Genomic DNA, 25,414 nt, shown 5'->3' with positions numbered 1-25,414 from the left:
GAGACGCCCCCATGAGGACACCCATGCTTCGAACCCTCCGCCTGGCACTTGCCTTTGTCGCCGCCGCGCTGGCCTGCGCGCCCGCCCTCGCCCAGACCTATCCCGCCCGGCCCATCAGCCTGGTCGTGCCCTACGGCGCCGGTGGCGGCACGGATCTGTTCGCCCGTGCCTATGCCACGGAACTGGGCAACCGGCTGAAGCAGTCCGTGGTCGTGGAGAACGTGCCGGGCGCCGGCGGCACCATCGGCGTGCAGCGGGTGAGCGGCGCCACGCCCGACGGCTACACGCTGGTGGTGAGCAACGGCATCGAGTTCGAGATGCTCCAGATGGCGGACCCCGACAGCGCCAAGGGCCGCAGGACCCAGCTGCAGCCGGTGGCGCTGATCGGCACCCAGCCGATGGTGCTGGTGGCCCGGGCAGGCCTCGGGTTCAAGGCAGCGGACGACCTCGTCAAGGCCGCCAAGGCGAAGCCCGGCGCCCTGTCGCTGGCCTCGTCTGGCCCCGGCACGAGCCTGCACCTCGCCGGCGAGATGATCAAGAAGGCCGCCGGCATCGAGCTGCTCAACGTCCCCTACAAGAGCGCCCCGCAGATCGTGACCGATCTGGTGGCAGGGAACGTGGACCTGGCCGTGCTGACCGTGCCATCCGCCGCCGCGCACATCCGCAGTGGCGCCCTGTCCGCGCTGGGCGTGACCGATGTGGCGCGGTCGCCCGCGCTGCCTGATGTGCCAATGCTCAGCGAGTCGGCCACCTTCAAGGGGATCGACACGAAGGTCTGGTACGCCATCTTCGGCCCGCCCGGCCTGCCGGCCGGCATCGCCCAGACCCTGGCAGATACCACCCAGGCGATGACGAAGGACCCGGCCTTCCGGGACAAGCTGGTCGCGATGATGATCACGCCGGCGACCAGTGGCAGCGCGGCCGAGCTGGAGGCGATGCGCGCCACGCAGCTCGCGAACTTCCAGCGGGCGCTGGCCGGCGGCAAGTAGCGCCGGCCCGCTGCTGACCTACCGCCCGCCCAACCCCATCGCCCGCGTGATCACCTCCTTCATGATCTCGTTGGTGCCGCCGTAGATGCGCTGCACGCGCGCGTCGGCATAGGCGCGGGTGATGGGGTACTCCCACATGTAGCCGTAGCCGCCGTGCAGCTGCACGCATTCGTCCATCACCTTGCACTGCAGGTCGCTCGTCCAGTACTTGGCCATGCTGGCGGTGGCGGTGTCCAGCTTGTCCTGCAGCACCAGCTCCAGGCACTTGTCGACGAAGACGCGGGCCACCTGCACCTCGGTCTGCAGCTCGGCCAGCGTGTAGCGCGTGTTCTGGAAAGCGGCGACCGGCTGGCCGAAGACCTTGCGGTCCTTCACGTACTGCACCGTCCAGTCAATGGCGGCCTGGGCGGCGGCCACCGCGCCGATGGCGATCTGGATGCGCTCCCAGGGCAGCTGCTCCATCAGACAGATGAAGCCGCGGCCCTCGAAGGCGGCGCCGCCCAGCAGGTTCTCCGCCGGCACGCGCACGTTGTCGAAGAACAGCTCCGAGGTGTCCTGCGCCTTCAGGCCCAGCTTCTTCAGGCGCTTGCCCTTCTCGAAGCCGGGCATGCCGCGCTCCACGAGCATCAGGCTCGTGCCCTTGGCGCCGGCGGCCGGATCGGTCTTGGCCACCACGATCACCAGGTCGGCATGCCAGCCGTTGGTGATGAAGGTCTTGCTGCCATTGAGCAGGTAGCTGCCGTCGGCCTGCCGGATGGCCGTGGTCTTGATGCCCTGCAGGTCGCTGCCGGCCGCCGGCTCGCTCATCGCGATGGCGCCCACCAGCTCCCCGCTGGCGAGCCGCGGCAGGTAGCGCTGCTTCTGCTCCTCGGTACCGTAGTGCAGGATGTACGGCGCGACGATCTCGCTGTGCAGCCCGAAGCCGATGCCCGACCAGCCGCCGCGCGACAGCTCCTCCATCTGCACCACCGAGTACAGCTTGTCGGCACCCGCGCCGCCATAGGCCTCGGGCAGCGTGGCGCACAGGTAGCCGTTGGCGCCCGCCTTGCGCCAGACCTCGCGGTCCACGTAGCCCACCTCCTCCCAGGCGTCGTGGTGCGGCGCGATCTCGCCCTCGCAGAACTTGCGGAAGGCGTCACGGAAGGCCTCGTGGTCGGCGTTGAAGAGCGTTCTCTCGATCATGGCGGTCTCGGTTGGGGTTGCGGTTCAGGATGCGGTGGCGCCGCGCATCGCGGCCTGCACGACACGCGCGTAGTTGCCGGCGAAGATGCCGCGCAGGTCGGCTTCGGCCAGGCCACGCTGCGCCAGCAGGTCCGCCACGGCACGCAGATCCACGTAGTCGGACAGGATGGGCCCGGGGCCGGCGCCCTCCATGTCGGTGCCGAAGGCCACGTGGGCGGGGCCGATCAGATCGGCCATGCGAAGGATCTCCTCCGCATACGCGCGGACGCTGTGCACCGGATAGGCCGGGTCGCCCCGCACGCGCACCGACCAAAGGCCGACCACGCCCCCCGCCGCGGCGATGCGGCGCGCGCTGGCGGGCGCGAGGGATCGGGCGACGTAGGGGACGTCCTGCCAGGTGCCGCCTTGCGGGCTGATCCAGGAATGCGACCACACCAGCGGCCGGTCGGTGGCGTCGAGCGCGGCATCCACGAGGCCGGCCGTGCCGTGCGCGAGGTCGACCACGATGCCGAGCCGGCGGCAGGCCCGAACCACCTCCACCCCCGTGGGCGTGAGGCCGCCGTGGCGCGGCTCGGCCGTCTGATGATCGCCCAGCGGGCTCTGGATGAAATGCACCAGCTGCAGGTGGCGGATGCCCCAGGCGTGCGCCTCGGCCAGGCGCTCGACGCGGCCCTCCAGGAAGTTGGCGCCTTCGGTGGCCATCAGCACCATCGGCTGGCCGGCCAGCGCCGCATCCACGTCGGCCGGGGTCAAGGCACGTGGCACGCCCCACGCGGCCCGCTTCTCCTCATAGCCGGCCAGGCGGCGCTGGAAGTTCTCCCACAGCTCGCCCGGGGCCGGCACGCGCGTCTGCCGCCAGCCGCCGCCACCGACCGCGATCCAGCGGTGATCGTCCGTCACGGACCAGGCCAGCAGCACCGTGCCCGTGTCGGCCAGATGCCGCGCGAGATCGAGCCCGAACAGGCGCGGCAGGAACATGCCGTAGTGCGAATGCATGTCGGCCAGCGGCAGGCGCTGGCGCGATGGGGCAACTGCCTGGGAGGGCGTCGCATCCTGTGCCGCGGCCCCCGTGGCCAGCCCGGCCGCGGCGAGCGCCCCGCCCAGGACGAAGCGCCTGCGTTCGCGGCCTGGGAAGCGGGCGTGGGGGATGCCTTCGGGTGTCGCCATTTTTACAGAGCAGTTGCTTGGTGAAATGAATATACTGCAAGGCGCCCCGGAGCGAGCCTTGTGACGCTGCGCGCGCCCCCACCCCGGCCCTCCCCCAGAGGGGGAGGGAGAACGACAGCCTGGAGACCATCATGACCGAAGCCTATGTCTACGACGCCATCCGCACCCCGCGCGGCAAGGGCAAGAAGGACGGCAGCCTGCACGAGGTGAAGCCCGTCAACCTGCTGGCCGGCGTGCTGACCGAGCTGCAGCGGCGCAATGACTTCGACACCGGCCAGGTGGACGACGTGGTGATGGGCGTGGTCTCGCCCATCGGCGAGCAAGGCTCGGTGATCGCCAAGGTGGCCGCGCTGAAGGCCGGCTGGGACTGGCGCTGCGCGGGCGTGCAGCTCAACCGCTTCTGCGCCTCGGGCCTGGAGGCGGTGAACATGGCCTCGCAGAAGGTGCGCAGCGGCTGGGAGGACCTGGTGGTCGCCGGCGGCGTGGAGAGCATGAGCCGCGTGCCCATCGGCTCCGACGGCGGCGCCTGGGCGCAGGACCCGGAGACGAACTCGCAGACCGCCTTCGTGCCGCAGGGCATCGGCGCCGACCTGATCGCCACGCTGGAGGGCTTCAGCCGCGAGGATGTGGATGCCTTCGCGCTCGAATCGCAGAAGCGCGCGGCCCAGGCGCGTGAAGGCGGCTTCTTCGCTGGCTCCGTGGTGCCGGTGAAGGACTTCCTGGACCAGACCATCCTGGACCACGACGAGTTCATCAAGCCCCACACCACGCTGGAGGGTCTGGGCTCGCTCAAGCCCGCGTTCGAGCAGCTCGGCGCCATGGGCTTCGACCAGGTCGCCATCAGCCGCTACCCGCAGGTGGAGCGCATCCACCACGTGCACCACGCCGGCAATTCGTCGGGCATCGTCGACGGCGCGGCGGCCATCCTGATCGGCAGCGAGCAGGCGGGCAAGACGCATGGCTTCACGCCCCGCGCGCGCATCGTCTCGGCCGCGCTCTCCGGCGCCGACCCCACCATCATGCTCACCGGTCCCATGCCGGCGGCCCGCAAGGCGCTGGCCAAGGCCGGCCTCACCATCGACCAGATCGACCTGTTCGAGGTGAACGAGGCCTTCGCCGCCGTGCCCATGAAGTTCATGAAGGAAATGGGCGTGCCGCACGAGAAGGTGAACGTGAACGGCGGCGCCATCGCCATGGGCCACCCGCTGGGCGCCACCGGCGCCATGATCCTCAACACGCTCATCGACGAGCTGCACCGCCGCCAGCTGCGCTACGGCATGGCCACGCTGTGCGTGGGCGGCGGCATGGGCATCGCCACCATCGTCGAAAGGGTCTGACCTTCTCATGAAAACCATCCGCTACGAACTCGCCGACGGCATCGCCACCCTCACCTTCGACGAGCCCGGCTCGCCGGTCAACACCATGTGCCTGCAATGGCAGCAGGACCTGACCGAGGCCACGCAGCAGGTGCTGAAGGACAAGGACGCGATCCGCGGCATCGTGCTCGCGTCGGCCAAGAGCACCTTCTTCGCCGGCGCCGACCTCAAGGGCACGATGCGCCTGCAGCCCTCGGATGCGGCAGCCGTGTTCCGCGAGATCGAGCAGGTCAAGAAGAACTTCCGCACGCTGGAGACACTGGGCAAGCCGGTGGTGAGTTGCCTGAACGGCAGCGCGATCGGCGGCGGCTGGGAGGTGGCACTGATCGGCCACCACCGCATCGCCGTGGACAACCCCAAGATCCAGTTCGGCCTGCCCGAGATCACGCTCGGCCTGATCCCCGGCGCCTCCGGCATCACGAAGATGGTCCGCCTGCTGGGCCTGATGGGCGCGCAACCCTACATCCTGGAAAGCAAGCTCTTCGCCCCGCGCGAGGCGCTGGAGCTGGGCCTGGTGCACGAACTGCTGCCCGATGCGGGCGGGCTGCGAGCTGCGGCCCTGGCCTGGATCCACGCGCATCCGACCGCCCAGCACCCCTGGGACGAGAAGGGCTACAAGATGCCCGGCGGCACGCCTGCCAACCCCAAGGTGGCCGGCATGCTGGCCGTGGCGCCCGCAGTGCTGAAGCAGAAGACCCGCGGTCTCTACCCCGCGCCCGAGGCGGCGCTGGCCGCCATGGTGGAAGGCGCGATGGTCGACTTCGACACCGCCCTGCGCATCGAGAGCCGCTACCTCGCCAAGCTGATCGTGTCGCCGGTGGCGAAGAACATGATCAACACGTTCTTCTTCAACCTCAACGCCATCAAGAGCGGCCAGTCGCGCCCGGCGTTCCAGGGGCGCTTCAAGCCGCGCAAGGTGGGCCTGCTGGGCGCCGGCATGATGGGCGCGGGCATCGCCTACGCGCAGGCGAGCCGGGGCATCGAGACGGTGCTGAAGGATGTGTCCGCCGAGAAGGCCGAGCACGGCAAGGCCTACAGCCTGAAGCTGACCCAGCCGAAGGTGGACAAGAGCCGCATGAGCCCGCATGACCAGGCCGCCCTGCTGGCGCGCATCACGCCCACCGCATCCGCCGCCGACCTGAAGGGTTGCGAGCTGATCATCGAGGCCGTGTTCGAGAACCGCGAGCTGAAGGCGCGCGTGACGCAGGAGGCCGAGCCCATGCTGGCCGAGGGCGGCTTCTTCGCCAGCAATACCTCCACCCTGCCGATCTCCGGCCTGGCCAAGGCCAGCGCGCGGCCGCAGAAGTTCGTGGGCATCCATTTCTTCAGCCCGGTCGACAAGATGAAGCTGGTGGAGATCATCCGCGGCAAGGAGACGGACGACGAGACCGTGGCGCGCGCCTTCGACTACGTGCAGGCCCTGGGCAAGATCCCCATCGTGGTGAACGACTCGCGCGGCTTCTTCACCAGCCGCGTGTTCGGCACCTTCGTGATGGAAGGCGCGGCGATGCTGGGCGAAGGCATCCCTGCGCCAGTCATCGAGCAGGCCGGCATCCAGGCCGGCATGCCGGTGGGTCCGCTCGCCGTGCTGGACGAGACGGCCCTGTCGCTCTCGGTTCACGTGCTGGACCAGACGCGCGCCGACTACCGCGCCGAGGGCAGGACCTACATCGCCACGCCGGGTGAGCTGCTGGTGGAGCGCATGGTCAAGGAGTTCGATCGCAACGGCCGCGCCGCTGGCGGCGGCTTCTACGACTACCCGGCCGAGAAGGGCGCGAAGAAGACGCTGTGGCCCAAGCTGGCGGAGCTATTCGGCCAGCCGGGCGCCACCTGGGAGATGCAGGACCTGAAGGACCGCCTGCTCTACCGCCAGGCGGTGGAGACGGCCCGCTGCCTGTCCGAAGGCGTGCTGACCACGGTGCACGACGCCAACGTGGGCTCCATCTTCGGCATCGGCTTCCCCGCCTGGACGGGCGGTGCGCTGCAGTTCATCTATGGCACGGGCATCGACGCCTTCCTGGCTCGTGCGGAAGTGCTGGCCTCGAAATACGGCCCCGGTTTCGTGGTGTCGCCCGAGGTGAAGGACGCGATCCGCCGGCACGCGCCACAATAGAGACTCTGCCCTGAAGGGAGTCCCCCATGGACCGCGCGCCCCACGCCCCGCAACTCGACACCCTGCTCGCCACCCAGCGCGAGGCGTACCGGCGCGACCCGTACCCGGACCGCGCCACGCGGCTCGACCGGCTGGCGCGGGTGGAAAGCCTGCTGCGCGACGGCGGGGACCGCATCGCGCAGGCCATCTCCGCCGACTTCGGCAACCGCTCCGTGCACGAGACGGTGATCGGGGAGATCTTCTTCGTGCAGGCCGGCATCGCCCACACCCGCAGCCACCTGCGCAAGTGGATGAAGCAGCGGCGGGTGGCCACCAGCTTCCACTCCCTGCCCGGCAGCAGCCGCATCCTGCCGCAGCCGCTGGGCGTGGTGGGCATCGTGAGCCCGTGGAACTACCCGCTGCAGCTGGCGCTGGCGCCGGCGGTGGCCGCGCTGGCAGCGGGCAACCGCGTGATGCTCAAGCCGAGCGAGCTGACGCCCCGCCTGTCCGCCCTGCTGGCCGAGCTGGTGGGCGCGCGGTTCGGCGCCGACGAGATGGCCGTGGTCGAGGGCGACGCGGAGGTCGGCAAGGCCTTCACCGCCCTGCGCTTCGATCACCTCTTCTTCACCGGCTCCACGCAGGTCGGCCGCATCGTGGCCCAGGCCGCCGCGGCCAACCTGGTGCCCGTGACGCTGGAGCTGGGCGGCAAGTCCCCCGCGATCATCGATCCGTCAGCCGACCTGGACGAGGCCGCGGCGCGCATCGCGGCCGGCAAGCTCTTCAACGCCGGCCAGACCTGCATCGCGCCTGACTATGTGCTGGTGCCCACGGCCCGGCGCGAAGCCTTCGCGCAGGCCTTCCTGCAGGCGGCGCGCCGCATGTACCCGGCGCTCGCAGGCAACCCCGACTACACCACCATCGTGAGCGAGCGCCACTACCAGCGCCTGGAACGCCTGGTGGATCAGGCCGCCGCCACCGGCGCCCGCGTGCTGCGGGCCGAGGGCCATGCGGCACAGGCGTCCACGCGCGTGCTGCCGCCCACCGTGCTGCTGGACGGGCGCGACGACCAACCGGTGATGCAGGAAGAGATCTTCGGCCCCGTGCTGCCCGTGGTGGGCTACGAGCAGCTCGACGAGGCCATCGGCTACATCAACGCCCGCCCCCGGCCGCTGGCGCTGTACTTCTTCGGCAGCGACAGCGCCGCGCAGGAACGCGTGCTCACGCGCACCGTCTCCGGCGGTGTGACGGTGAACGACTGCCTGCTGCACATCGCCCAGGAAAACCTGCCCTTCGGCGGCGTGGGCGACAGCGGCATCGGCAGCTACCACGGCGAACACGGCTTCCGCCTCTTCAGCAAGGACAAGCCCGTCTTCGTGCAGTCCCGCTTCGCCGGCACGGCGCTGCTGCGCCCGCCGTATGGGCCGCGGACGGAGCGGGTGATCGGGTTGTTGCGGAAGCTGGTTTAAGGCTGGCTGGCGGGCCTCTGCCGTCGCTAATTTAGCCACGGCACACAGCAGTCCTTCCTGGGTCGAGCTCGCCGTAAAAGTGCCATTCCCGCGAAGGCGGAGATCCAAGAGGGCGTACGGGCTGACCGTGAAAGATCTGACTTGTCCAGTCATGCACCGGGCCAGGAAAACTTGCGTTTAAAGTTTCCGTAATAACGCTGCTTTAGCCATTTCAGATCTTCAGCCCAATGCTCCCTAGCTTGTGGCCTGCGTGCATCCTTCCCCACAGTATCTGCCAGATACTTCAAATGATAAGCCATGCGATACAAGCGTTGTGCGCTATGCTGCTTGCCCCATTTTCTCTTGTAGGAATCTTCACATTCTTCGGAAAATTCCAGAATTTTGGCCTCGAAGCAATCTACGAGTACTTTCCTTCTTTCCGACAATGTAAGCGGTGAAGTAACTCCAACTCTGTAGCCCATAATGTGCAATGGAGATTCCCCTGCTAATTCGTGCAAAGGAGGGGCCTCAATACCTCCCGAATCCTCGGAAACTTCTGGCCAAGGTTGGGGCAGTGAGCGTAGAAATTCCAGCGCGGGGTGCCCATCAGCGAACGCATCAAACAAATCTTGATCGGGCTCCTCGTCGTCGAATGGATCGAGGCCTGTCATTAGCTTAATGACAAACATCTCCTGAGAATAGATTTTTAGGCCACCCACCCCACGAAGATCGATCTGGCTCAGTAAGTCAGACTCCGACCATCCTTCACGCCCAACCACCACGTACTCAACATCTTCATCAGGAAGCGACCAAGGATCATAACCAAGCTCCTCAAGGTACGTTTGAAAATTGCCAGCCTCCCATGGCCCTTCGCCTGAAATGGATATATACCCATGCTCAACACTCATGCTCTCGGGCTCTGAGCCTTGAAACAGCCATGATCTGACATTTGGTCGTTGCAGAAGAAGGGCAATCCCATCACCGCCCAACCCTCCCAATTTTCCGATCAATTCATTGCACTTTCTCTCCAAATTCTTATTCTTCTTATCCTTGAGTGCCAACTGTCCATTCAGCGAAGCAACCTCAGCTCTCAAATCAATTTCCAGATCGAGCAGGCGCCTAGAATCTCTTCTCAACTCCGCACTTTCTTCCCTTTCCCTTTCGATCTTTTTCAGGCCAACTTCGACAAGCTTGACTTTTTGCTCTAGCACTGATCGCTCTTGTGCTATTTGAGCCTCGCGCTTGGATAGATTCAGTTGCTCAGCGTGGATGTGAGCGAGACGTTGGGAATGTAGCTCTTGAGCATTCGCTTCCTGCTCTTCGAACTTGGCACAGCTCTTTTTCAGCTGCTCCTCATCTCTATCTAACCGCTCAACGCGACCTTGAAATACTTGAAGTCTATTGGCCCACTGCGCTAACTCGGCCTCTTTTCGGCCAAGCTCTTGCTGCCTCGCCCTCAGCGCTTGCCATTCCACCCTCGCGGCATCTTCTTTGGCACTAAGCGCCTCCCGTCTTCTGTTCACCTCAGCAGTGAGTGCAGATTGGCGGTCCACAACCTGCTTCTCCCTCACATCAAGAGTTTGATGAGAATCATATTCTTTCAGGCGAGGCTCAATGTATTCTTTCCAATACTTCTCGCGCGAATTGAAATTTGACACCCTCTCCTGAAGTTCCAACCCGTCCGAAACAAGCCTCTGCGATTCTCTACTCAACTCCGAATCTCGCAAGTCAAGTTCCCGACTCCTTGCTTCAAATCTTTTTCGAGCATCTTCAAATTCACACTGAAGAAGATTGTATTTCTCCACGCCATCATTCAAGCTGGCCCTCAGCTCATCATTTCTGGCCTGAAGCCCCAATATTATGCGATCAGAGTTGAGTTTCTGATGTTCAATATGCCGCTGAAGCCCGCCCAGTTTTTCAGCGATTGCGGACTTGGCCACATGAGCATCATGAAGTGCAGCCTCCAATCTTGAAACGATCCGCTCCTTTTCCTCAAGAGAAGACTTCAACTCATTTAAACTCGCAGCAAACTCAAGACTCTTGACCTCAAGCTGCCTTTCAATACTGTTAGCATCGACCTCAAGCTTCGATGCAATATTGGTAAGATCAGCTATTATTAGATCCTTTTCCGCAATTGCTCTTGGATACTCTCGAATCTTGCCTTCTAGGATCCCGATGGTGGATTGCAATTTTTCATTTACACCCAAAAGGCGTTTTAGCTCAAGCCCTCTGCCCTCAACCTCTTTGCGGAGATTGACGATCTGCTCTTTATTGAAAATATTGTCAAACAATCCCATCACCCACTCCGTCTAGTCAAACAGCCACTCTGGGTTTCGAGAAAATTCAATGAAATTTGCCGAATAATGGAAAACTACATAGTCAAAGTCCAACCACCAACCCCATTCCAGATCGCCTACGACCGCTGATCGCCTGCCACCAAAGAGTCTTCAGCCATGTTACCTTCGGTCGGGTATTTTGGAGATCCTCTACGCCCGATTGGTGGAATGGGGTCAAACATCACTTCGTGCGAATTTTGACTTGGTTTGGGTTTATCACAAAGACTTGCTCCGACAACAGGCTGGACCGTGCATTCTGGTGGAGCGAATTGATCCTCAACGCCTTGATAACGACGGCGGGCTACCAACTGACTGTGGGCAGCTGTCCATCGACGTGGCGCCAACAACGCTCTCGGTTGCCGTTGGACTTACTGCTACACGCAACAGTTGGATCCGGGCTGAAGCTGAAGTTGGCCGGCTTCAGTCGCATGTATGCCGGGCCCCAGCATGGATTCGATGCATGCGTACTAGGAATGGCTCCCTCGTCTTTGCCTGTCACGGCATCCCCGCACCCGCGACCTCCACCCGCATCTGCAGAATCTCGCTCCCCAGCGCCGCGCACGCCTGCTCCGGCGTGACCATCACCCGCCCCGTGCAGACATAGAGCGTGCGGCGATCCTCGCCGCCCAGCATGCAGGCCACGGCCTGTTCGCGCGTGGGGATGCGATGGGTGATGGCGCCGCCTTCACGCACGCGCAGCACCTCGCGGCTCACGGGTGAGGCGATCCAGATGGCGCCTTCGGCATCCAGGCAGATGCCGTCGGGCCCGATGCGCCCCTCGAAGCTCGCCCACACCCGACGGTTGGTGAGCGAACCGTCGTCCTTCACGTCAAACGCCGTGAGCCGCTGGCCGTAGCTCTCGGCCACGATCAGCGTGCGGCCGTCGGGGGTGAGCACGGTGCCGTTCGGGAAGTGCAGGACCGGCGCCGCCACCTGCGCCCGACCCGTCGGGTCCACGCGGATCAGGCTGGCGGGCGCGAAAGGGGCGCGCCCGGGCAAGTCGAAGCCGAAGTGGCCCACCCAGGCGCGGCCTGCGCCATCCACCAGCATGTCGTTGCAGGGCGCAGGGGCCAGCGCCGACAGGTCGGCGTGCACGGTCACGTGGTGACCGTCCCATCGCAGCACGCGCCGGCTCATCATCGCCACCACCAGCAGATCGCCGCCCGGCAGCCAGCCCAGGCCGGAAGGCTGGTCGTCGAGGGACAGCATCATCTCCACCCGGCCATCGGGACAGGCGCGCGCCACGCAGCGGCGGTAGAAGTCGGAGAACCAGAGCGCGCCCGCATGCCAGCGGGGCGATTCGGCAAAGGCCAGTCCGGCGACGAAGGGGTGAAACACGATGGCAGCATAGCCGCGGGCGCGGCGCTGCGGAACGCCAGTGCCCGGTCGGCGCAATTGGTTGACTGCGTCAAGTATCTGGCCGACACTCCCCCCATGCGGCGTTCCACCCCTGCCCCCACGCCACCCGCGGTGGCCCCGGCTGACGTCAAGGCCCTGCGCGCCTTCAACCGCTTCTACACGCAGCGCATCGGCGTGCTGAAGCGCTACCTGGACAGCGACTTCACCCTGACGGAGGTGCGCGTGCTGTACGAGGTGGCGCATCAACCGGGCCTGACGGCGGCCACGCTCGTGCGCCAGCTCGATCTGGACGCGGGCTACCTCAGCCGCATCCTGCGCCGGTTCGAGCAGCGCGGCTGGCTGGCCCGCGAGGCATCGCCCCACGACGCGCGGCAGAGCCTGCTGCGCCTGACGGACGCGGGTCATGCCGTGTTCGCACCGCTGCAGCAGAAGTCGCGCGATGAGGCGGCTCAGTTGCTGGGCACCCTGCCCGCGCCGGAGCGGCCGCGTCTGCTGCAGGCGCTGGGCACCGCGCAACGCCTGATGGCCCATGAGGCGAGCGACGCGCAGACCGCGCCGGATGTGACCCTTCGCCCCCTGCAGCCCGGCGACATGGGCTGGGTGGTGCAGGCCCATGGCGAGGTCTACGCGAAGGAGTACAGGTACAACGCCGAGTTCGAGGCGCTGGTGGCCGAGATCGCGGCCCGCCTGCTGCGCCGCTTCGACCCCGCGCGCGAAGCGGGCTGGATCGCTGAACGCCAGGGCCAGCGCGTGGGCTCGGTGTTCCTGGTGCGCAAGTCCGCGCGCGTGGCCCAGTTGCGGCTGCTCGTGCTCACGCCGGATGCAAGAGGCTTGGGGCTTGGCAGTCGGCTCACCGATGCCGCGCTGGACTTCGCCCGGGCCAAGGGTTATCGCAAGGTGGTGCTGTGGACGCACCGGCAGCTCAAGGCCGCCCGGGCCATCTACCAGACACGTGGCTTCCGCCTGGTGCACAGCGAGCCGCATCATGCCTATGGACGCAAGCTGGTGAGCGAAACCTGGGAGCTGACGCTCTGAACACCGCCTTGCTGGCCGCCGCCGCAACGGGCGTGCAGGTGGGCGCGGCCATCGTGGCCTCCCGCTTCGCGGTGGGGGAGATTCCGCCCTTCACGCTGGCGCTGCTGCGCTACCTGATCGGCCTGGCCTGCCTGCTGCCCTTCGCCGTACCGGCCTGGCGCCGCTGGCGCCGTGCCCACGCGGCACCCTCCAGCATCGATCTGGCGTTGATGGCCGTGCTGGGCATCGTGCAGTTCGGCGTGCTCATCGCGCTGCTGAACTGGGGCCTGCAGCATGTCGCCGCGGCGCGGGCTGCCCTGCTGTTCAGCCTGTTCCCGCTGTTCACCCTGCTGCTGGCCGCGGCCCTGGGGCATGAGCGCATCACGCCGCCGGTGCTGGCCGGCGTGCTGCTGTCGCTGGGCGGGGTGGCGGTGGCCCTCTGGCCCAAGCTGCGCGAAGCGGTGCCGGCAGCGGGCTGGTGGGGTGAGGCCGCGGTCGTGGGGGCGGCCGGGCTCGCGGCCTTGTGCAGCGTGCTGTACCGGCCCTACCTCCGGCGCTATCCGTCGCTGCCCGTCTCCGCCTACGCCATGCTCGCCGCGGTGGGCTTGCTGGCGGTGATGGCTGCGGCGGAGGGCGGCCACGCGCGGCTGGGCGAGGTGTCGGTCACGGCGTGGAGTGCCGTCGTCTTCATCGGCATCTCCAGCGGCGCGGGCTACTTCGCGTGGCTGTATGCCCTGTCGCGCGAGGCCGCCACGCGGGTGACCGTGTTCCAGGCGCTGGGGCCGGTCACGGCCGCCCTGCTCGGCTGGTTGCTGCTGGCCGAGCCGCTCGGTGCCAGCTTGGCCGGCGCACTGGCACTCATTGCCGCCGGCCTGGCCCTGGCCACGGGCGCGTGGACAGCGTTTCGACAGCGCGCCTCCGTATCATCCAGCCGATGAGCAGCCCAGCGGCCACACCGCCCACCACCGAGCGGCCCGCCTCCCTGTGGGAGGTCTTCACCTCGTTCACCGGGCTGGCCTTGCAGGGCTTCGGCGGCGTGCTGGCCGTCGTGCAACGGGAGATGGTGGAGAAGCGGCGCTGGCTCACGAAGGAGGAGTTCATCGAGGAATGGGCCGTGGCGCAGATCATGCCCGGACCCAATGTCGTGAACCTCTCGCTGATGCTGGGCGCGCGCTGGTTCGGCCTGCGCGGCGCGCTCACGGCGCTGGCCGGCATGCTGGTGTGCCCGCTGCTGGTGGTCCTGGCCCTGGCGCTGGTCTACGCGCGCTTCGCGGCCGATCCGCACGTCGCCGGTGCGCTTCGGGGCATGGGGGCGGTGGCGGCCGGCCTCGTCACCGCCACCGGCATCAAGCTCGTGCCCGCGCTCGCGCGCAATCCGCTCGGCCAGGGCCTGTGCGCGCTGTTCGGCGTGGCCACGTTCGTCGCGGTGGCCTGGTTGCGCCTGCCGCTGGTGGCGGTGCTGCTCGTGGCGGGCGGCCTGGCCTGTGTGGTGGCCTGGCGGAGGATCGCGCCTTGACGCTCACCACCACGCTCGGCACCGCCGACTGGGTCGCCCTCTTCGCGCACTTCCTGGGCTTGTCTCTGCTGGCGGTAGGCGGTGCGATCACCACGGCCCCCGACATGCACCGGTTCCTGGTGCAGGACAAGGGGTGGCTGACCGACCCGCAGTTCAGCGCGTCCATCGCCATCGCGCAGGCCGCCCCCGGGCCCAACGTGCTGTTCATCGCCCTGCTCGGCTGGAACGTCGGGCTGAATGCGGGCGGCGTGCCGCTGGCCGTGCTGGGCATGGCGCTGTGCATGATGGGCATCCTGCTGCCCAGCACCACGCTCACCTACGTCGCCGCGCGCTGGGGCCACGCGAACCGCGAATTGCGCGCCGTGCGGGCCTTCAAGCAGGGCATGGCCCCCGTGGTGGTGGCCCTGCTCGTGGCCACGGGGTGGATCCTCGCCACCGCGCACGGCTATGACCTGGCCAACTGGCGCCTGTGGGCGGTGGCGGCCGTGACCACGGTGATCGTCTGGCGCACGCGCATCCACCTGCTGGTGCTGCTCGCGGCCGGCGCGGCCCTGGGCGCCGCCGGCTGGGTCTGACGGGCTGGCAGCCGACGCGCTCAGGCGTCCGCCAGCACCTTCGGCAGCACGGCGGCCGCGGTGCCCCGCACCACGAGATCAGCCGCATCATCGAGATCGCTCTCGTGCGGATTGATCACGACGACGCGCCCTCGTGTCGCCCTGGCGAGCCCGGCCGCCGGGTAGACGACGCCAGACGTGCCCACCACCAGCATCAGGTCGCAATCGCGCGCGGCGCGCTCGGCCTGCGCCAGTTCCCGCGCGGGCAGCATCTCGCCGAACCACACCACGGCGGGCCGACGCAGGTTGCCGCACACGCCGCAGGCCGGCGGGCGCCCCGGCACCGGTGGCGCCGCCTCGCAGCAGGGCCGAGGCGGATCGAGCCAGGTGTCCTGCGCGATCTGGCCGTGCAGGGCCAGCACGTCCGGCGATCCCGCGCGCTGATGCAGGCCGTCGACGTTCTGCGTCACCACGGTGAGCCGGCCGGGATGCCGCCGCTGGAAATCGGCGATGGCCAGGTGTCCGGCATGCGGGGCCACGTCGCGCATGCGGGCACGGCGCTCCTCATACCAGTCCCACACGAAGGCCGGCCGCGCGCGGAAGGCCTCGGGCGTGGCCAGCTCCTCGGGGCGGAAGTTCGCCCACAGGCCGGTCTGCGCGTCGCGGAACGTGGGTACGCCGGATTCGGCGCTCATGCCTGCGCCGCTCAGGATCACCAGCCGCGCGGCCGCGCGGATCCATTGGTGCAATTCGACCGTGACATCCATCCAGGCATTGTTGCAAGCACACCCCTTCGTGACATTCTTCGTTTTCCTGTCGGTGACATCTGGATACACTTGTACCGGTCGAAGTAATCAGATGGTGAACAGCCGATGACCCAGGAAGCACCCGCCACGACCGAAGTCCCTCGATTTGACGTGGTGGCACGGCTGCCCAGCAGTGCGCGTCTGGAAGACGTGGAGGCGAGGGCCCTGGCCGCTGGCATCCGGCCGGACCGCGTGGAGGCACTGATCAAGGCCCTGCGCACGCTGCCCTCCGTCAAGATCGGCGCCGCGGTGGACCGCGAACGCGCCGACAAGGCGCGCGAGCAGTTCACGGCCGCCGGGCTCACGGTGGAGATCACGCCGGTGCTGGCGCTCGCCCCGATGATGACCGGCGCCTTCGACAACCGCTTCGAATGCCCCAACTGCGGCCAGCGCGTGGACCTGCCCGAGAACCGCCAGTGCCCGCACTGCGGCGTGTTCGTGGACAAGGTCACGCCCGAGATGATCATGCGCCGCAAGCTCCGCGAGAAGGAGAAGCTGGCGCTGGACTTCCGGCTGCAGCGTGACCAGCAGGCGGCAGAGCGTGCGGCGCGCGAGGCGCTGGAGAACCAGGTGCGCGAGGAGGTGCGCCGCGAACTCGAGGCCGAACTGGGCCTGGGCAAGGGGCGCATGACGGTGAACCGCAACCTCATGATCGGCGGCGCCCTGCTGGTGGCGGCCAGCGCCTTCGGGGCCGGCCTCGTGTCTTCCGGCGGCATGGCCATCGACGGCCTCTTCGGCGGCGGCAAGGCCGACCAGCCCGTGCAGGATGCGCGCACCAAGGGGCTGATCGACCAGCTGGACAAGCTCGACAAGAGCGCTGCAAAGGGCGGCGACACGGCCGCGGCGGCCCGTGCGAACGGCGGCCCGGCCACCGGCGACCCGGACGTGGACGATCCTTTGGTGCAGGCCGCGGGCGGCAAGCGCATCGGCGCCAAGGGCATCTCCGTCGAACAGGCCGTGCAGGCCGCGCAGACGCTGGCCAAGGCGGCCGGCTACAAGGGCGTGGGCACGGAAGCCGCCGTGGCGGCCCCCGGTGATCCGACCGCTTCGCTGGAAGCGCGCATCGAGGCCGGTGGCGGCGCTGCCCCGGCCGCCTCGGGTGGCGCGGCAGCGGGTGGCGCGCCTGCGGGCGCCCCGGGCGGGGCCGCAGGCGCCACCGCCGCCGGCGCCGACCCGGCCGCCGCGGTGCAGGTCTCTCCTCGCGTGCGCGCCCTGGTGGCGGTTGACCTGGCGCGAACCGTGGCGCAGGTCGGCCAGACGGCACGGGCCCGCGAGATGATCCGGGCGCTGCAGGACAACCCGGCCTATCGCGCGGACCCCGCGCTCGTCGAGGCCACTTCGCAGGCCGCCGTCGAGATCCGCGCCTGGAGCCTGCACACCGCTTCGGCGGGCAACCTGCGGCAGGCCGCGGAAGCGGTGCTCGCCGACGCACGCATCCTGCCCACCCCGCTGGCCCGCGTGCAGGCCCTGGCGGCAGCGGGCGCCATCGCTGCCCGGCACCCGCTGCTGCCGCCCGAGACGGCACGCCTCTTCCTCTCGGAAGCGGCGGAAGCGCTGAAGCGGGTCGAGGGCCCGCAGCAGGCCCGCGGTGCGAGCCTGTGGGCGGTGGCGCTGGGCGAGGTGATGCTGCAGGAGGCGACGCACCGTGCCCGCACGGGTCAATGGGCGCGCGCCAACGAGCTCACCGGCCAGATCGAGTCGCTGGCTGCGCAGGCGCCCGATGGCGCCTCGGCGGCACGGCTGCGCGCCCTGGAGCACCAGGCCCGGCTGCTGGTGGGTCAGGCCGACAAGGCCGCCGCCGCGCTCACGGCCGGCCTCGCCCTCGTGGGCAAGGAGACCCGCGTGGCCGACCGTGCGGCGTTGCTGCGCGCCCTCGCCCACCTGGGGGGCGGCGCCACGGACGAGCGCATGGCCGCGGCGGTGGAGCAGGTGAAGGCCGCTGCCCAGACTGCCGCCCCAACGGAGCGTGCCGTCGCCCTGATGCACCTGGCGCTGCTGCATGCCGAGGCCGGCCTGCGCGGTCGCGCGGGCGAGTACACCCAGCTCGCGCTGGCCACGCCGGGACTGGCCAAGACCGAGGCCGGCGACCTGCATGCCGAACTGCTGCTGCGCGGCGACCTGGCGACAGCCCAGTCGCTGCACCAGATCGGCCTGTACGCGGAGGCCGAGTCGGCGCTGCGCAGGCTGGGCGGCCTGGTGCTCTGACGGTGGGCCGCCCTCAGGCGGCCAGTCGCTGGCGCACCGCCTCGTACAGGCAGATGCCGCTGGCCACCGAGACGTTCAGGCTCTCCACCGCGCCGAGCATCGGGATGGACACGAGCGAGTCGCAGGTCTTGCGCGTGAGCTGGCGCAGGCCTGCGCCCTCGGCGCCGAGCACCAGCGCGGTGGCGGTCTTCAGGTCGGCCTGGTAGAGCGACTGGGTCGCCTCGTCCGACAGGCCCAGGCACCAGATCTGGCGCTCCTTGAGCTCGCCCAGTGTGCGCGCGAGATTGGTCACCATGAAGTACGGCACCGTCTCGGCCGCGCCGCTGGCCACCTTCGCCACGGTCGCATTGATGCCCACCGCGTGGTCCTTCGGTGCGATCACCGCGTGCACACCCGCCCCGTCGGCCACGCGCAGGCAGGCGCCCAGGTTGTGCGGGTCGGTCACGCCGTCGAGCACCAGCAGCAGCGGCGGCACCTGCAGCGCGTCGAGCAGGTCGTCGAGCGAGGTCTTGGCGGGCAGCGGCTGCGCCCGCGCCACCACGCCCTGGTGCCCCGCACTGCCGGCCAGGCGTGACAGGCGCAGGCTGTCGGCCTCCACCAGGCGCACGCCCGCCTCCTGCGCGCGTGAAAGAAACTGACGCATCCGTGCATCCTTCCTGGACGGATCCACGTAGATCTCCACAATGGATTCGGGAGCGGTGCGCAGGCGCACGCCGACGGCATGGAAGCCGAACAGGACTTTGGGGGCGGACATGCCGGCATTATCGAAGGCTGCCGCATCCGGTGTCCCGCGCGGTGGAACGCGGGCCCGGCAAGCCTGCCCCACGTGTCAAGGTTCGATCCGCGTGGTTAGAATGCAAAAGGCTCAATCGGAGAGGGCTGCTATGGGACTTCGACTCAAGTTCAACCTGGTACTCATCGTCGTGTTCCTCGCCGGCTTCGCTGCGGCGGGATGGGTGTCACGCCAGCTGCTGCAGGAGAACGCCCGTGATGAGGTCGTGCGTGACGCGCGCCTCATGATGGAGGCCGCGCTCTCGGTGCGCGCCTACACGGTCGACCAGATCCGCCCGCATCTCATCAAGCAGATGGATGAGGTCTTCCTGCCGCAGACCGTGCCCGCGTTCGCCGCCACCGAGGCCATCAGCACGCTGCGCAAGAAGTACGCCGAGTACAACTACAAGGAAGCGGTGCTCAACCCCACCAATCCGCGCAACCGCACGGCCGACTGGGAGGCGGACATCGTCCAGCAGTTCCGCCAGTACCCCGATCGGGGCGAGATCGTGGCCGAGCGACAGACCAGCACCGGCCGCAACCTCTTCATCGCCAAGCCGATCCAGATCAGCAACCCCGCCTGCCTGCAGTGCCACAGCACGCCGGCGGCCGCGCCGCCTTCCATGCTCAAGGTCTACGGCGAGGCCAATGGCTTCGGCTGGAAGCACAACGAGATCGTAGGCGCGCAGGTCGTGACCGTGCCCATGGACGTGCCGCTGCGCAAGGCCGAGCGCGCCTTCACCACCTTCATGATCTCCCTGGCGGCGGTGTTTTTCTCCGTTTTCGTGGTGCTCAACATCATGCTCAGCTGGCTGATCGTGCGGCCCATCCGCCGCATGTCGGAAGCCGCCGACAAGATCAGCACCGGCGATTTCGGCGTGCCCGAGTTCGCCGAGAAAGGCCGTGACGAGGTCTCGGTCCTGGGCAGCTCGTTCAACCGCATGCGCCGCAGCCTCGAGAAGGCCATGCAGATGATCGGCGACCAGTGAGGCGCGAGCGCCCGTGAACGCGGCGGCCGCCAACCCGCCCCCACCGCCGCCCGTGGACGCGGCGGCGCTGCCGGCCAGCTATCGCATCAACGAGTACGAGATCGAGCGGCCGCTGGGCGGCGGCGGCTTCGGCATCACCTACCTGGCCCGCGACGGCAACCTGAACCTGCCGGTTGCCATCAAGGAATACTTCCCGGCGGATCTCGCGCTGCGCGGCGCCAACCACACCGTGCTGGTGCGCACCGGCCAGGCCGACGTGCGCGAGCAGTACGACTGGGGCCTGGAGCGCTTCCTCGACGAGGCGCGTGCACTGGCCACCTTCCGCCACCCGCACATCGTGCGCGTGCTGCGCTACTTCCGCGACAACGGCACGGCCTACATCGTGATGGAGTACGAGTCGGGCCTGCCGCTCAAGCGCTGGGTGCCGCAGAACGCGCCGCTCACGCAGCGCTCGCTGCTGGGCATCGTGCGGCCGCTGCTCGACGGCCTGGAGCAGGTGCACCGCGCCGGCTTCCTGCACCGCGACATCAAGCCCGACAACATCTACGTGCGCGCGGACGGCTCGCCGGTGCTGCTCGATTTCGGCTCGGCCCGCCGCGTGGTGGCGAACACCGAGCTCACCAACATCGTGAGCCCGGGCTTCGCGCCCTTCGAGCAGTACCACTCGCAGGGCCACCAAGGGCCCTGGACGGACATCTACTCCCTGGGCGCGGTGATGTACTGGATGGTCACGGGCCGCAAGCCGGTGGAATCCGCCGCGCGCGTGCGCGAGGACGCGATGATGCCCGCCTCCACCCTCGCCGATGCGTCGGTATACGGCGAGAACCTGCTCAAGGCGATCGATTGGGCCATGCGCCCCGATGAGTCGCAGCGGCCGCAGTCGGTGGCCGAGTTCCGCACCGCGCTGACCGGCGCCGAGCGCAGCGGCGGCGGCGACCCCACCCAGGTGCTGCCGGATCGCCGGGCCATGGCCGCGGCCGGCTTTGCGCCTTCCCAGCCGTATGGCAGCGGCGCCTCCGGTGCGTCCGGATCGCAGCGGCGCAACCTGCTGGGCACCATCATGTTCCTCGACCTGGTGGGCTACTCCATCCGCTCGGTCGATGACCAGGTGGCCGTCAAGCGCCTGTTCAACGAACTGATCGGCAAGGCCCTGCGCGGCGTGCCGGAGGAATCGCGCATCGCCATCGACACCGGTGACGGCGCGGCCATCTGCTTCATGGGCGACCCCGAGGAAGCCCTGCACTCCGCCCTGCTGCTGCGCGATCTGCTCACCCAGCGCTACGGCACCGTGCTCACCGCCCGCATCGGGCTGCACATGGGGCCGGTGCGCGTGATCGCCGACATCAACGACCGCATGAACGTCATCGGCGACGGCATCAACGTGGCCCAGCGCGTGATGGACTTCGCCCAGCCCAACCAGGTGCTGGTCTCGCGCGCCTACTACGACGTCATCTCGCGCATCACCGACGACACGGCCGAGCTGTTCAGCTACCTCGGCCAGTACGAGGACAAGCACGGCCGCCTGCACGAGGTGTACGCGGTGGATACGCAGCAGGCCGCCACGGGCACCACGCGCCGCCAGGGCCCAGCCACCGGCTTCACCCAGACGGTGCCGGCAGGCCAGGTGCTCGACGACGAGACCGTGCACGACGTCGAGGCCGAACTGGCCCGCCACATCGGCCCGCTCGCCAAGGTGCTGGTGCGCAAGGCCAGCGTGATCGCGCAGTCGGGCGCCCAGCTGCGCGAGGCCCTCGCCCCGTCAATCCAGGACGTGAAGGCACGCGAGCAGTTCCTGGCCGGCCCGCCCGCCACGGCGCCCTCACGCAGTGGCTCACCAGGCGCGGCCTCGCGCAGCGGCCCGCCCAGCGTGTCCTCGGGGGCACCGCACAGCGTGCCTCACCAGTCCGGTTTCGGCCCCAGCGTGCCGGCCGGGCTCAGCCGGCCGGCCACGCAGCCGCCGCCGCGCGGCGCCACCACGCCGCTGCGCGCGCCGGCCGCGGCCCAGACCCGGCCCATGCCCGCCACGCAGACGCTGACGTCGGTGCCGCGTTCGGCGCCGGTGTCCGGACGCACCGGCCCCGAGCTCAGCGCGGAGGAATCCGCGGCGCTCGAACAGGCATTGGGCAAGTTCATCGGGCCCATGGCCCGCATCGTGCTCCGCAAGGAGGCCGCGCGCGCCGCCACCTTGAAGGATCTGGTGGCCGCCCTCGCCGCCCAGGTGGACACGGCGGCCCAGCGTGAGGCCTTCGTCCAGGCCGCCCACAAGGCCATCCCGCGGCGCACGTTCTGACCGGCGCCTGCGCCTCCGGCAGGCCTCAGGCCGGCTGCGCGGCCCCGGTGCTCTCCAGCGAAGCAATGCGGCCCGCCTCGATGGTGATGCGCCGCTCGCAACGCGCGGCGATGCCGCGGTCATGCGTGACCAGCACCAGCGTCGTGCCCTGCTCGCGGTTGAGGTCGAACATGAGCTGCATCACCGTCTCGCCGGTGGCGAAGTCGAGGCTGCCGGTGGGCTCATCCGCCAGCAGCACCGCCGGCTGCACCACGAACGCACGCGCCAGGGCCACGCGCTGCTGCTCGCCGCCCGACAGCACCTTCGGATAGTGACCCAGCCGCTCGCCCAGGCCCACGCGCGCCAGCATCTCGCCGGCCGCCTTGCGCGCGTCGCGCCGGCCCGCCAGCTCCAGCGGCAGCATCACGTTCTCGAGCGCGGTGAGGTTGCCCATGAGCTGGAAGCTCTGGAACACGAAGCCCACCTGGCGCGCGCGCAGCGCCGCGCGCTCGTCTTCGTCCAGCGCGAACAGGTCCTGCCCCGCCAGACGCACCGTGCCACTCGTGGGCGTGTCCAGCCCGGCGATGATGGACAACAGCGTGCTCTTGCCCGAGCCGGAGGCGCCGACGATGGCTGCCGTCTCGCGCGGCGCGAGGGTGAAATCGATATCGCGCAAAATGTCGAGGGTGCCGGTCGAATCAGTGACCGACTTGTGGACGTGCTCGACGGAGATGATGGGATCGGACATGGGCTCTCGCGGTTGGCGGCGGCGTCACTTTATCGCGGCCGGCTTAGCCGGCTCTTATGCAGGGTTGGCCGGCGCCGCCGTGCCGCTGATCCTGGTGGTGGGGGATTCGCTCAGCGCCGAGTATGGCCTGAAGCGCGGCACCGGCTGGGTCGCCCTGCTGGAGCAGCGGCTGGCGCGCGAGAAGATCACCGCCCAGGTGGTCAACGCCAGCATCAGCGGCGACACCACCTCGGGCGGACGCGCACGGCTGCCCGCCCTGCTGCGCCAGCACAAGCCCAGCCACGTGATCATCGAGCTCGGCGGCAACGATGCCCTGCGCGGCCTGCCCCTGCCGATGACGGAGGAGAACCTGTCGCAGATGACGGTGGCCGCGCAGAAGGCCGGCGCGCGCGTGCTGCTGGTGGGCATGCAGGTCCCGCCCAACTACGGCACGGACTACGGTGAGCGCTTCGCCGGCCTGTTCGCCAAGGTGGCCCGGCAGCACAAGGCCGCGGTGGTGCCCTTCCTGCTGAAGGGCGTGGCCGACGGGCCGGACCCGACCCGCCTGTTCCAGCCCGATCGCATCCATCCGCGCGAGGAGGCGCACCCGATCATGCTGAACAACGTGTGGCCGGTGCTGCGCGGGCTGCTGCCATGAGCGTCCACATGCTGCCCGCCGCCCAGGCGCTGGCGCGGCTGGGTGAGTTCGACACCGTCATCGACGCCCGCAGCGAATCCGAATACGCGGAAGACCGCCTGCCCGGCGCGGTGAACTGGCCGTCGCTCAACGACGCCGAGCGCCACGAGGTGGGCACGCTGTACAAGCAGGTCAGCCCGTTCGATGCGCGCAAGCGCGGGGCCGCGCTGGTGGCGGCCAACATCGCCCGCCATGTCGCCGCCCACGTGGCCGACAAGCCCAAGGACTGGCGGCCGCTGGTGTACTGCTGGCGTGGCGGCCAGCGCAGCGGCTCGCTCGCGCTGGTGCTCGGGCAGATCGGCTTTCGGGTGCATGTGGTCGAAGGCGGCTACAAGGCCTTCCGCAGCGTGGTGCTGGCCGAGCTGCCCGGGCTGGCCAGCCGCTTCACCTGGCGCGTGGTCTGCGGCCCCACCGGTTCCGGCAAGACGCGCTGGCTGCAGGCGCTGGCCCAGGCAGGCGCCCAGGTGCTCGACCTGGAGGCCCTGGCCAGCCACCGCAGCTCGGTGCTGGGCCTCATCCCGGGCCAGCCGCAGCCATCGCAGAAGCGCTTCGACACGCTGATCTGGGAGCACCTGCGCGCGCTCGATCCGGCGCGGCCGGTCTACGTGGAAAGCGAGAGCCGCAAGGTCGGCAACGTGGCCGTGCCCGAGGCGCTGATCGTCGCCATGCGCGCGGCCGACTGCATCCGCCTGGAGCTGAGCAACGAGGAGCGGGTTCGCCTGCTGCTGGAGGACTACGCCTTCTTCACGCACGACCGCGAGCTGTTCTGCGAGCGGCTCGGCGCGTTGACAGCGCTCCGAGGCCGCGCCCAGGTGCAGGCCTGGCAGCAGGCCGTGCGCGCCGGCGCGCTCGAGGACGTGGTGCGCGAGCTGCTGGCCCGCCACTATGACCCGGGCTATGCGGCATCGACCGAACGCAACTTCCCGCGCTTTGCGCAGGCGGTGCAGGTGCGCCCGGCGAACCGATCCCCCGCGGCGATGGAAGCCGCCGCACGCGAGCTGGTCGCCGCCGATCAGGCAGCGGCCGCAGGCGCCGCGTCTTCCCAGCCCACGGCGTCGCGGTAGGCGTGCCAGGTGGCATGGCCCAGCAGCGGGCCGGCCAGCAGCAGGCCCAGTGCCCAGGGCATCAGGGCCAGCAGCGTGATCACCACGATGAGCGCGCCCCAGAACACCAGCACGCCCGGATTCTCGAACACGACACGGATGCTGGTGATGGCCGCGGTGATGGCGTCGGTGTCACGGTCCAGGATCATCGGGATCGACACCACCGTGCTGCAGAACACGAGCGAGGCGAACACGCCGCCGACCACGGTGTAGACGGCCAGGAACTCCCAGTTGCGCGGGTTGAACACGGCCTCCAGCACGGTGGCGGTGGTGGGCATGCCGGTGTTGAAGAACACGGCGAACACGACCAGCGACGCGCGCCCCCACAGCAGCTCCAGCACCGTCAGCACCAGGACCAGCAGGCCCATGCTGCCCAGGTGCTGGTCCCAGCAGGTGAGGGAATGCGAGAGCGCGACCTCGGCCCCCGTCTCCAGGCGCCGGCTCACCTCGTACAGGCCCATGGCCATGAAGGGGCCCACCAGCAGACAGCCCGAGACGATGGTCATGGTGTATTCGGGCTTGTGCCGGAACACCGCGCCGAGCGTGAGGGCCATCATCCAGAAGCAGAGGCCGTAGAAGACGCCGATGCCGATGTGCCGTCGCAGGTCCTTCGCGCCGAGCGCGAGCCAGCGCAAGGGGGCGCTCAGGCCCAGGCGCCGGACCACCATGCGGGGCGGCGGCGGGGCGCCCGGGGCGGGCGCTTCGGCAGGCGCATCGTGGGCGGGGGACGGCGTGGTGGTGGGCGTCAAGTCAGTCCAGCAGGTCGGCGAATCGGTGGCGCAGCGTAAGGCCGCGCACCGATGCCAGGCCATCCGGA

21 protein-coding genes are annotated in these 25,414 nt (G+C 68.7%); 13 read left to right on the top strand and 8 right to left on the bottom strand.

Going from position 1 to position 25,414, the window contains the following annotated elements; genetic code table 11:
* Positions 1–23 precede the first annotated feature (23 nt).
* Positions 24–989, top strand: coding sequence for a tripartite tricarboxylate transporter substrate binding protein (locus tag ACE3T5_RS00290; protein WP_374663208.1), 966 nt, complete (start codon positions 24–26; stop codon positions 987–989).
* A gap of 18 nt (positions 990–1,007) precedes the next feature.
* Here ACE3T5_RS00290 and ACE3T5_RS00285 read toward each other — a convergent pair whose 3' ends face one another.
* Both ACE3T5_RS00285 and ACE3T5_RS00280 read right to left on the bottom strand, forming a co-directional pair.
* Positions 1,008–2,171, bottom strand: a complete 1,164-nt coding sequence (locus ACE3T5_RS00285; protein WP_374663206.1) for an acyl-CoA dehydrogenase family protein — start codon at positions 2,169–2,171, stop codon at positions 1,008–1,010.
* A 24-nt stretch (positions 2,172–2,195) separates the two neighbouring features.
* Positions 2,196–3,338, bottom strand: a complete 1,143-nt coding sequence (locus tag ACE3T5_RS00280) for a dipeptidase (protein WP_374663204.1) — start codon at positions 3,336–3,338, stop codon at positions 2,196–2,198.
* 131 nt (positions 3,339–3,469) lie between these two features.
* Between ACE3T5_RS00280 and ACE3T5_RS00275 the strand changes: the two genes are divergently transcribed.
* From ACE3T5_RS00275 to ACE3T5_RS00265, 3 genes are read left to right on the top strand one after another with little or no spacing between them, the layout of a single operon-like run.
* Positions 3,470–4,675, top strand: a complete 1,206-nt coding sequence (locus tag ACE3T5_RS00275) for an acetyl-CoA C-acetyltransferase (protein ID WP_374663202.1) — start codon at positions 3,470–3,472, stop codon at positions 4,673–4,675.
* A 7-nt stretch (positions 4,676–4,682) separates the two neighbouring features.
* The gene (locus ACE3T5_RS00270; protein WP_374663200.1) at positions 4,683–6,827 is read left to right on the top strand and encodes a 3-hydroxyacyl-CoA dehydrogenase NAD-binding domain-containing protein; all 2,145 of its coding nucleotides are present in this window, start codon (positions 4,683–4,685) and stop codon (positions 6,825–6,827) included.
* Positions 6,828–6,853: 26 nt separating this feature from the next.
* Complete coding sequence (locus ACE3T5_RS00265) at positions 6,854–8,272, top strand: coniferyl aldehyde dehydrogenase (protein WP_374663198.1); 1,419 nt, start codon at positions 6,854–6,856, stop codon at positions 8,270–8,272.
* 149 nt (positions 8,273–8,421) lie between these two features.
* On the opposite strand, the gene ACE3T5_RS00260 is transcribed toward ACE3T5_RS00265, so the two are convergent.
* Both ACE3T5_RS00260 and ACE3T5_RS00255 read right to left on the bottom strand, forming a co-directional pair.
* Positions 8,422–10,548: a hypothetical protein gene (locus tag ACE3T5_RS00260; RefSeq protein ID WP_374663196.1), complete on the bottom strand. Its 2,127-nt coding sequence runs from the start codon at positions 10,546–10,548 to the stop codon at positions 8,422–8,424.
* 534 nt (positions 10,549–11,082) lie between these two features.
* The gene (locus ACE3T5_RS00255) at positions 11,083–11,925 is read right to left on the bottom strand and encodes an SMP-30/gluconolactonase/LRE family protein (protein WP_374663194.1); all 843 of its coding nucleotides are present in this window, start codon (positions 11,923–11,925) and stop codon (positions 11,083–11,085) included.
* Between the two features lie 96 nt (positions 11,926–12,021).
* Here ACE3T5_RS00255 and ACE3T5_RS00250 point away from each other — a divergent pair, with 96 nt between their 5' ends.
* The 4 genes from ACE3T5_RS00250 to ACE3T5_RS00235 are packed head-to-tail and all read left to right on the top strand — an operon-like array spanning position 12,022 to position 15,051.
* Complete coding sequence (locus ACE3T5_RS00250) at positions 12,022–12,981, top strand: GNAT family N-acetyltransferase (protein ID WP_374663192.1); 960 nt, start codon at positions 12,022–12,024, stop codon at positions 12,979–12,981.
* 8 nt (positions 12,982–12,989) lie between these two features.
* Positions 12,990–13,898, top strand: coding sequence for a DMT family transporter (locus ACE3T5_RS00245; RefSeq protein ID WP_374663190.1), 909 nt, complete (start codon positions 12,990–12,992; stop codon positions 13,896–13,898).
* On the top strand, positions 13,895–14,476 hold the full coding sequence (locus ACE3T5_RS00240) for a chromate transporter (RefSeq protein ID WP_374663188.1): 582 nt from the start codon (positions 13,895–13,897) through the stop codon (positions 14,474–14,476). The genes ACE3T5_RS00245 and ACE3T5_RS00240 overlap by 4 nt, the downstream gene beginning before the upstream one ends.
* Complete coding sequence (locus tag ACE3T5_RS00235; RefSeq protein WP_374663186.1) at positions 14,473–15,051, top strand: chromate transporter; 579 nt, start codon at positions 14,473–14,475, stop codon at positions 15,049–15,051. Before ACE3T5_RS00240 ends, ACE3T5_RS00235 begins: the two co-directional genes overlap by 4 nt.
* Positions 15,052–15,071: 20 nt before the next feature.
* Here ACE3T5_RS00235 and ACE3T5_RS00230 read toward each other — a convergent pair whose 3' ends face one another.
* Positions 15,072–15,797, bottom strand: coding sequence for an NAD-dependent deacetylase (locus ACE3T5_RS00230; RefSeq protein WP_374663184.1), 726 nt, complete (start codon positions 15,795–15,797; stop codon positions 15,072–15,074).
* 105 nt (positions 15,798–15,902) lie between these two features.
* On the opposite strand from ACE3T5_RS00230, the gene ACE3T5_RS00225 reads away from it, so the two are divergent.
* Complete coding sequence (locus ACE3T5_RS00225; protein WP_374663182.1) at positions 15,903–18,041, top strand: hypothetical protein; 2,139 nt, start codon at positions 15,903–15,905, stop codon at positions 18,039–18,041.
* Positions 18,042–18,054: 13 nt separating this feature from the next.
* Here ACE3T5_RS00225 and rlmB read toward each other — a convergent pair whose 3' ends face one another.
* Complete coding sequence (gene rlmB, locus ACE3T5_RS00220; RefSeq protein ID WP_374663180.1) at positions 18,055–18,795, bottom strand: 23S rRNA (guanosine(2251)-2'-O)-methyltransferase RlmB; 741 nt, start codon at positions 18,793–18,795, stop codon at positions 18,055–18,057.
* 130 nt (positions 18,796–18,925) lie between these two features.
* Here rlmB and ACE3T5_RS00215 point away from each other — a divergent pair, with 130 nt between their 5' ends.
* Both ACE3T5_RS00215 and ACE3T5_RS00210 read left to right on the top strand, forming a co-directional pair.
* On the top strand, positions 18,926–19,801 hold the full coding sequence (locus ACE3T5_RS00215) for a DUF3365 domain-containing protein (protein ID WP_374663178.1): 876 nt from the start codon (positions 18,926–18,928) through the stop codon (positions 19,799–19,801).
* Between the two features lie 13 nt (positions 19,802–19,814).
* Entirely contained in the window at positions 19,815–22,091 is a 2,277-nt protein-coding gene (locus tag ACE3T5_RS00210; protein ID WP_374663175.1) for a protein kinase, read from the top strand.
* A gap of 25 nt (positions 22,092–22,116) precedes the next feature.
* On the opposite strand, the gene ACE3T5_RS00205 is transcribed toward ACE3T5_RS00210, so the two are convergent.
* The gene (locus ACE3T5_RS00205) at positions 22,117–22,818 is read right to left on the bottom strand and encodes an ABC transporter ATP-binding protein (protein ID WP_374663173.1); all 702 of its coding nucleotides are present in this window, start codon (positions 22,816–22,818) and stop codon (positions 22,117–22,119) included.
* On the opposite strand from ACE3T5_RS00205, the gene ACE3T5_RS00200 reads away from it, so the two are divergent.
* Together ACE3T5_RS00200 and mnmH are read left to right on the top strand one after the other, a co-directional pair.
* Positions 22,817–23,455 (top strand): arylesterase, encoded by a 639-nt coding sequence (locus ACE3T5_RS00200; RefSeq protein WP_374663171.1) that lies wholly within the window; start codon positions 22,817–22,819, stop codon positions 23,453–23,455. The genes ACE3T5_RS00205 and ACE3T5_RS00200 overlap by 2 nt on opposite strands.
* Positions 23,452–24,558 (top strand): tRNA 2-selenouridine(34) synthase MnmH, encoded by a 1,107-nt coding sequence (gene mnmH, locus ACE3T5_RS00195; protein WP_374663169.1) that lies wholly within the window; start codon positions 23,452–23,454, stop codon positions 24,556–24,558. Before ACE3T5_RS00200 ends, mnmH begins: the two co-directional genes overlap by 4 nt.
* Here the strand turns inward: mnmH and ACE3T5_RS00190 are convergent.
* Positions 24,507–25,346 carry a DUF2189 domain-containing protein gene (locus ACE3T5_RS00190; protein WP_374663167.1) on the bottom strand — a complete coding sequence of 280 codons (840 nt, stop codon included), beginning with the start codon at positions 25,344–25,346 and terminating at the stop codon, positions 24,507–24,509. The genes mnmH and ACE3T5_RS00190 overlap by 52 nt on opposite strands.
* Positions 25,347–25,414: the final 68 nt, after the last annotated feature.

Source organism: Ramlibacter sp., from assembly GCF_041916345.1.
Classification (GTDB): domain Bacteria; phylum Pseudomonadota; class Gammaproteobacteria; order Burkholderiales; family Burkholderiaceae_C; genus Ramlibacter.
This window is presented reverse-complemented; position numbering and strand designations above follow the sequence as displayed.